Here is a 6,551-nt window from a genome sequence, read left to right as displayed (position 1 = left end):
CCCTCACGAAACCCGCCCTCACGAAACCCGCCCTCAACAGCCGTCCCCGGAGAGGAAGTCCCGGCATGTCCCCAGCGGTCCGATCCAGCCGGGCCAGGGCCCAGCTGACCCTGAAAGAGCCCCCGGCCTCCGTCGGTGCGAAACCCGGCGGGACGATCGCGCGGCTGAACCTGCAGTTCAACCCCTCCACCCTGGAGCTGCGCAAGACCACCGAGTGGCGGCGCACCCCGTCCCGGATGGCGGGGCAGTCGGCGCTGCCCGAGTTCGTCGGCAGCGGCCCGCGCACGCTGAGCCTGGAGGTCTTCCTGGACGCCACCGCCACCCACGACAACTCCGTGGAGCTGGCGGTGGAGAAGCTGATGAAGGGGTGCGTGCCGACCCCGGCCAGCCTGGGCCGCAAGAAGCCGGCCAGCCCCTGGGTGCGGTTCGAGTGGGGCACGGCGCGGACGACGTCGTTCGACGGGGTGCTCTCCAGCCTGTCGGTGTCGTACACGCTGTTCGACGTGGACGGAAAGCCGCTGCGGGCCACCTGCACGTTGTCCATCGAGGAGGCGAGCGTCGACCCGGCGGGCCAGAACCCGACGTCCGGCGCGCGCACCGCCCGCAGCACGCACACCGTGGTGGCGGGCGACAGCCTGGCCCTGCTGGCCTGGCGGGAGTACGGCGACGCGACGGCCTGGCGGGTCATCGCGGAGGCCAACGACATCGACGACCCGATGGCTCTCGTACCCGGCACCGAACTGATGGTGCCGGGGCTGCGCGACGCGGGCGCTGAGGAGGATCAGTGACCACACCCGGGGCACGGGGCGGCCGGCCGTTCGCGGCCGATCCCGTCATCGAGACGCCCGCCGAACTCCCGCAGATCTGGGCCGCCCAGCTGGTGAGCTGTGTGGTCGACGAGAACGTGGGTCTGCCGGACGCGGCGGTGCTCACCTTCCGCGACCCCGACCACGAGTTCCTGCAGGCGACGGGCATCACCATCGGCACCCCGCTGAAGGTGTCGGTGGTGACCGTCTCCGGGCAGGCCCGCGAGCGGTTGTTCAGCGGCGAGGTGATCGCCCTGGAGCTGGACCGGGACGGCACGGGCTCGTTCACGGTGGTGCGCGCCTACTCCAAGGCGCACCGCCTGCAACGGGGCCGCAAGGTGGTGGCGTACCGGAACATGACGGCGGCGGCGATCGTCCGCAAGGTGGCCGCCGGGGCCGGGCTGGCCTGCGGGAAGGTCGAGGCCGCGCCGGTCACCTACGAGCAGCTGTCGCAGGCGAACGTGTCCGACTGGGACTTCCTCCAGTTCCTGGCGGGGGAGAGCGGCGCGCAGGTGCACGTCGACGACAAGGGGCTGCTGCAGTTCACCAAGCCGCAGAAGGCGTCCGGCGCGCCGGCGCCGTCGACCCCGGCCACCCGCAGCCCGATGGTGCTGGAATACGGGCGCAATCTGCTGGCGCTGCGGGCCTCGCTGTCGGCCGCGGACGGCGCGCAGCAGGTGGAGGTGCGCGGCTGGGACGTCACCACGAAGCGGCCGCTGGTGGCCCGCAAGCCGTCCGTGAACAGCGACACGGTGGTGCCGGGGCTGAGCCCGGCGTTCGCCGCCCGGTTCGGCAAGTCGTCGAAGCTGACCGTCACGGACACCCCGTACCGCACGCACGCCGAGACGAAGGCGGTCGCGGACGCCACAGCCGCTCACGTCAGCTCCGGGTTCGGGGAGTTGGAGGCGGTGGTCGAGGGCAACCCCAAGCTGCGGGCGGGCAAGCCCGTAGCGCTCGGCAACGTCGGGCAGGAGTTCTCGGGGAAGTACACGGCGACGGCGGTGCAGCATGTCCTGGAGCCGCACGGCGGGTACCGGACGACGGTGTGGGTCAGCGCCAGCCCGGACCGCTCCCTGACCGGCCTGGTGACCGGAGCGAACGCGCCCAGCCGCGGCCCGCGCATGCCCGGTCTGGCCATCGGTGTGGTGACGGACGTACGCGAACCGGGCGGCGCCGAGTCCGGAGCCGTACGGCTGAAGTTCCCCTGGCTGGACGACACTTATGTCACCGACTGGGTCCGCACCGTGCAGTGGGGCGGCAAGGGCGGTGGCGGTGTGGTCAGCCCGGAGGTCAACGACGAGGTCCTGGTCGGCTTCGAACAGGGCCTGCTGGACAGCCCGTACGTCATCGGTGGGCTCTACAACGGGGTGGACGAGCCGTCGCCGCACGACGTCCCTCTGATCGACAAGACCACCGGGAAGGTCAACCGCCGCTCCGTCGTGTCGCGCTCGGGGCACCGGGTGGAGCTGCTGGACGCGAGGGCACCCGGTCGCTCCGGGGTGCGGCTGATGAGCGCTGACGAGCGCCTCGAAGTGTTCCTGGACAACCGGCGGGACCGCATCGAGTTGACCGTGTACGCCCAGAAGGGCCGCCGACAGCCCCTCACCTCCGTCCTGCTCGACAAGAAGGGCATCACGCTGGACGCGGGGCGCGGCGACGTGAGTGTGTCGGGCCGGAACGTGGACATCCAGGGCAGGGTCGGGGTGAAGATCGGCGGCCGTACGGTGAGTGTCAACGGCTCCTCGAACGTCACCGTCGACGGCGGTCTGCTGGGCGTCCTCAAGGCCAAGCTCATCCGGATCAACTGACCTCTGTCTCCCCGACATTCCCCAAGGAGATCCCATGCCCCCCGCAGCTCGTACCGGTGACCCCACCAACCACGGCGGTGTGATCGCCACCCCGCCGCCCGGCGCCGCCGCGACGGTCGCCCGTGTGCTGATCGGCGGCCGTCCCGCCGCCGTCGTGGGCAGCGTGCACACCTGCGCCATGCCACCGCACCTGGCCCTGGGACCGGGCAACGTGATCATGCCCGACCCGGCCGCGCTCGCCCGGGGCCAGGTCCTCATCGGCGGGCTGCCGGCCGCGCGGATGCGCGACAAGACCGCGTGCGGCGCGATGATCTCGGGCGGCGCCCTGAACGTCCTGATCGGGGGCGTGTGATGAGCGACCGGTTCATCGGCCGCGGCTGGGGGTTCCCGCTGCGGGTCGGACCGACCGGCGGGATCGGCATGGTCGAACGGGAGCGGGAGATCGAGGAGGCCATCCGCCTGGTCCTCGGCACCGCGCCCGGCGAGCGCCCCATGCGCCCCGAATTCGGCTGCGGCATCCACGACTACGTCTTCGCGCCAGGCGACGGTGCCACCGCCGGACGTATCGCACAGCAGGTGCGCGAGGCGCTGGAGCGGTGGGAGCCGCGCATCGCGGTGGACGACGTGGGGGTCGCCTTCGACGCCGTCGAGGCCGGGACCCTCTACATCGACGTGCACTACACCCTGCGTTCCACCAACGACCGGCGCAACCTGGTCTTTCCCTTCTACACGATCCCCTCCGAGGAGGGGGCCGAGGAATGGGGCGCCGCCTGATGGCACTGCCCTCCCCCAACCTGGACGACCGGCGATTCCAGCAGCTCGTCGACGAGGCGAAGCGGTACGTGCAGCAGCGCGCCCCGGAGTGGACCGACCACAACGTCTCCGACCCGGGCGTCACCTTGATCGAGACGTTCGCCTACCTCGTGGACCAGCTGCTGTACCGGCTGAACCGGGTCCCGGACAAGAACTACACCGCGTTCCTGGACCTGCTCGGCATCCGCCTGTTCCCGCCGGCCGCGGCCGTGGCCGACGTCGACTTCTGGCTGTCGGCGCCGCAGCCCGACACGGTGACACTGACCCCGGGCACCGAGGTGACCACCGCGGGCGGCGAGGCCGACGAGGCCGTGGTGTTCGCGACCACTGACGAACTGCGCATCGTGCCCAGCGAGTTGACTCGCCTGGTGACCGCGTCCCGCACCGGTGAGCAGACCGACCGGACCGGTGAGCTCGCCGAGGGCCGCGACATACCCGCCTTCCAGACGGCACCCCAGCCCGGCGACGCGCTGCTGTTCGGCCTGCCGACGGCGGTGCCGCGCTGCGTGGTCGCGGTGCGCCTGGACAGCCGCGTGGAGGGCATCGGCGTCGACCCGCGCCAGCCTCCGCTGGTGTGGGAGGCGTGGGACGGCGGCGGCTGGCAGGTGTGCGAGACCGGCGAGGACTCCACCGGCGGCCTGAACCGGCCCGGCGAGGTCATCGTGTACGTACCGGCCGGGCACACCGCGTCGGTGATCGGCGGCACCCGGGCCGGCTGGCTGCGCTGCCGGGTCACCGAGGCGGAGCCGGGCCAACCGTTCTACTCGGAGTCCCCGACGGTGCGCGAGGCGGCGGTGTTCACCGTGGGCGGCACCATGACCGTCGAGCATGCCGAGAGCGGGACCGACGTGCCGCTCGGCACCTCGGAGGGCGTCGCCGGGCAGACGTTCCGGCTCGGCCGCCCGCCGGTCCTCCTCGACCGCGAGCCCCCCGTGGTGGAGGTGTCCTCAGCCGAGGGCTGGCAGCGCTGGGACGTGGTCGAGCACTTCGGCCGCTCGGGCCCGGCTGACCGCCATGTCCAAGTCGACTCCACCACCGGCGAGTTCACCTTCCCGCCGGCGCTGCGCGAACCGGACGGCACACTGCGGCAGTGTGGCGCCGTGCCGCCCAAGGGCGCCCAGATCCGGGTGGCCCGCTACCGCACCGGCGGCGGCCCGGCGGGCAATGTCGCCCGCGGCGCGATCTCCGTGCTGCGCAGCTCCGTTCCGTACGTCGCCCGGGTGGTCAACCGGGAGGCGGCGCTCGGCGGAGTCGCCGGCGAGACCATCGCCAACGCCAGACTGCGGGCGCCGGACGCACTGCGCATGCAGGAACGCGCCGTCACCGCCGAGGACTACGAGGTCATCGCCCGCCAGGCGGCCCCCTCCGTACGCCGGGTCCGATGCCTGCCCGCCGCGGAGGGTGCGGGCGCGGTACGTGTCCTCGTCGTACCCGACGCGGTGGCCGACGAGGGCGACGACCGGCTCCGCTTCGAGCAGATGATCCCCTCCGACCAAGTCCTCCGGGCGATCACCACGAGCCTCGACGAACGCCGCCTGATCGGCACCCGCCTGGTCGTCGAGCCGCCGGTCTACCAGGGCGTCACCGTGGTTGCCAGGCTCGCGGCGGCCCCCGCCGACACCGACCGCGTCCGCGACGCGGCCCTGGCAGCCCTGTTCCACCATCTCAACCCACTGGTCGGCGGCCCGGACGGCACCGGCTGGCCGTTCGGACGACCGGTCCAGTACGGCGACGTCTTCGGCGTCCTCCAACGCGCCACCGGCAACGCGCTGGTCGAGGAGATCCTGTTGTTCTCCGCCGACCCGATCACCGGGCGACGTGGCGCACCGACGGACCGCATCGACGTGGCCGCGGGCGCGCTGGTCTTCTCGTACCAGCACCAGGTGGTCGTCACGGCCGTGGAGCCGGAGGCACGGGGATGAGCCGCGCGGCCGTACCCGGTCTGCCGAGCCGCTACCCGATCGGGGAGCAACTGCCCGCTCTGTACGCCGAAGACGACTTCGCCCAGCGCTTCACCAGCGGACTCGACACCGTCCTCGCCCCGGTGTTCGCGACCCTCGACAATCTGCCCGCCTATCTCGATCCCCGGGTGACCCCGGCCGACTTCCTGGCCTGGCTGGCGTCCTGGGTGGGCGCCGCCGACGACCCGCAGTGGCCGGTGGAGCGGCGCCGCGAGGCGGTCGCCCGGGCGGTGGAGCTGCACCGGTGGCGCGGTACCCGGCGCGGCCTGGTCGAGGCTCTGCGGCTCGCGATCGGCGCGCACGCCGAGGTCACCGGGGACGGCGGCGCGGTGTGGTCGGGAACCCCCGGCGCCGACCTGCCGCCGGAGCCCCCCGCAGAGGTTCTGGTCCGGGTGTGGCCGGACCGCGAGGCCGGGGTGGACCCGGCCAGGGTCCACGAGGTCGTCAGGGCCATGTGCCCAGTACACACCGTCTGCCGGGTGGAAATCCTGCCCGGCCCGCCCATCGACGAAGGGAGGTGACGCCATGCGCGTCTGTCCCGAGTGCGGGGCGTCCAACGGCCCCACGGACGACTTCTGCGGCAACTGCGGGGCGTATGTGGGATGGTCGAACAGTACGGCGGCTTCGGGTACGGCGGCTTCGAGCGAGTCGTCTTCGGGTACGTCGTCGGAGCAGCCGGCATCGAGTACGCCCGCGGAGCCGCCGACCCCTGGCACGTCCTCCGCGTCGTCGGCCCCGCGCGCGCCCCGCCCCACGGCTTCGGAGCCGCCGGTCTCGAGCACACCTGCCGAACCCCAGGCCGCACCGGATGCCACGCAGCCCGACGCCGCCACGCCGGCGCCCTCGTCGCCCTCGGCCGAGAAGCCGGCGTCCGCCGAGCCCGCCCGCAGCTCGTCGTTGCGCACCCGGCTGACGGGCCGCGGCCGCGGCGAGGCGCGGGGGGCGAGCACGGCGCCTGCCGCGGGCTCACGATCCGGCGACGGCGACGGCGACAGCGAGGGCTCCGGGACCATCTCCGGCCAGGACGGGACGACAAGCCCCGCACCCCGGCCCGGCCCCGATGATGCCGGGGCCGGGTCCTCCGCTCCCGCTTCCCGCCCGACCACCGGCGAGGACTCCCGCGCCGACGAAGCCGCCGCCCCGGGCGCGGCGTCCGTGGCCCC

At 73.1% G+C, this 6,551-nt stretch carries 7 protein-coding genes; all 7 read left to right on the top strand.

Annotated elements, in window-relative coordinates:
• Window positions 1-65: 65 nt before the first annotated feature.
• Window positions 66-788, top strand: a complete 723-nt coding sequence (locus AOK11_RS29520; protein ID WP_055596773.1) for a CIS tube protein — start codon at window positions 66-68, stop codon at window positions 786-788.
• Window positions 785-2,614 carry a VgrG-related protein gene (locus AOK11_RS29515; protein WP_055596772.1) on the top strand — a complete coding sequence of 610 codons (1,830 nt, stop codon included), beginning with the start codon at window positions 785-787 and terminating at the stop codon, window positions 2,612-2,614. The genes AOK11_RS29520 and AOK11_RS29515 overlap by 4 nt, the downstream gene beginning before the upstream one ends.
• A 34-nt stretch (window positions 2,615-2,648) precedes the next feature.
• Window positions 2,649-2,966 carry a PAAR domain-containing protein gene (locus AOK11_RS29510; protein ID WP_055596771.1) on the top strand — a complete coding sequence of 106 codons (318 nt, stop codon included), beginning with the start codon at window positions 2,649-2,651 and terminating at the stop codon, window positions 2,964-2,966.
• On the top strand, window positions 2,966-3,388 hold the full coding sequence (locus AOK11_RS29505; protein ID WP_055596770.1) for a GPW/gp25 family protein: 423 nt from the start codon (window positions 2,966-2,968) through the stop codon (window positions 3,386-3,388). Before AOK11_RS29510 ends, AOK11_RS29505 begins: the two co-directional genes overlap by 1 nt.
• Window positions 3,388-5,349, top strand: a complete 1,962-nt coding sequence (locus tag AOK11_RS29500; protein WP_055596774.1) for a putative baseplate assembly protein — start codon at window positions 3,388-3,390, stop codon at window positions 5,347-5,349. The genes AOK11_RS29505 and AOK11_RS29500 overlap by 1 nt, the downstream gene beginning before the upstream one ends.
• The gene (locus tag AOK11_RS29495; protein ID WP_055596769.1) at window positions 5,346-5,909 is read left to right on the top strand and encodes a phage tail protein; all 564 of its coding nucleotides are present in this window, start codon (window positions 5,346-5,348) and stop codon (window positions 5,907-5,909) included. The genes AOK11_RS29500 and AOK11_RS29495 overlap by 4 nt, the downstream gene beginning before the upstream one ends.
• A gap of 4 nt (window positions 5,910-5,913) precedes the next feature.
• On the top strand, window positions 5,914-6,551 hold a 638-nt coding region (locus AOK11_RS44120; protein WP_338058955.1), incomplete at its 3' end, for a zinc-ribbon domain-containing protein.

The organism is Streptomyces hirsutus (genome assembly GCF_001418415.1).
Lineage (GTDB): Bacteria > Actinomycetota > Actinomycetes > Streptomycetales > Streptomycetaceae > Streptomyces > Streptomyces hirsutus.
The sequence above is the reverse complement of the archived record's forward strand: the minus strand, read 5'-3'. Positions and strand labels throughout refer to the sequence as shown.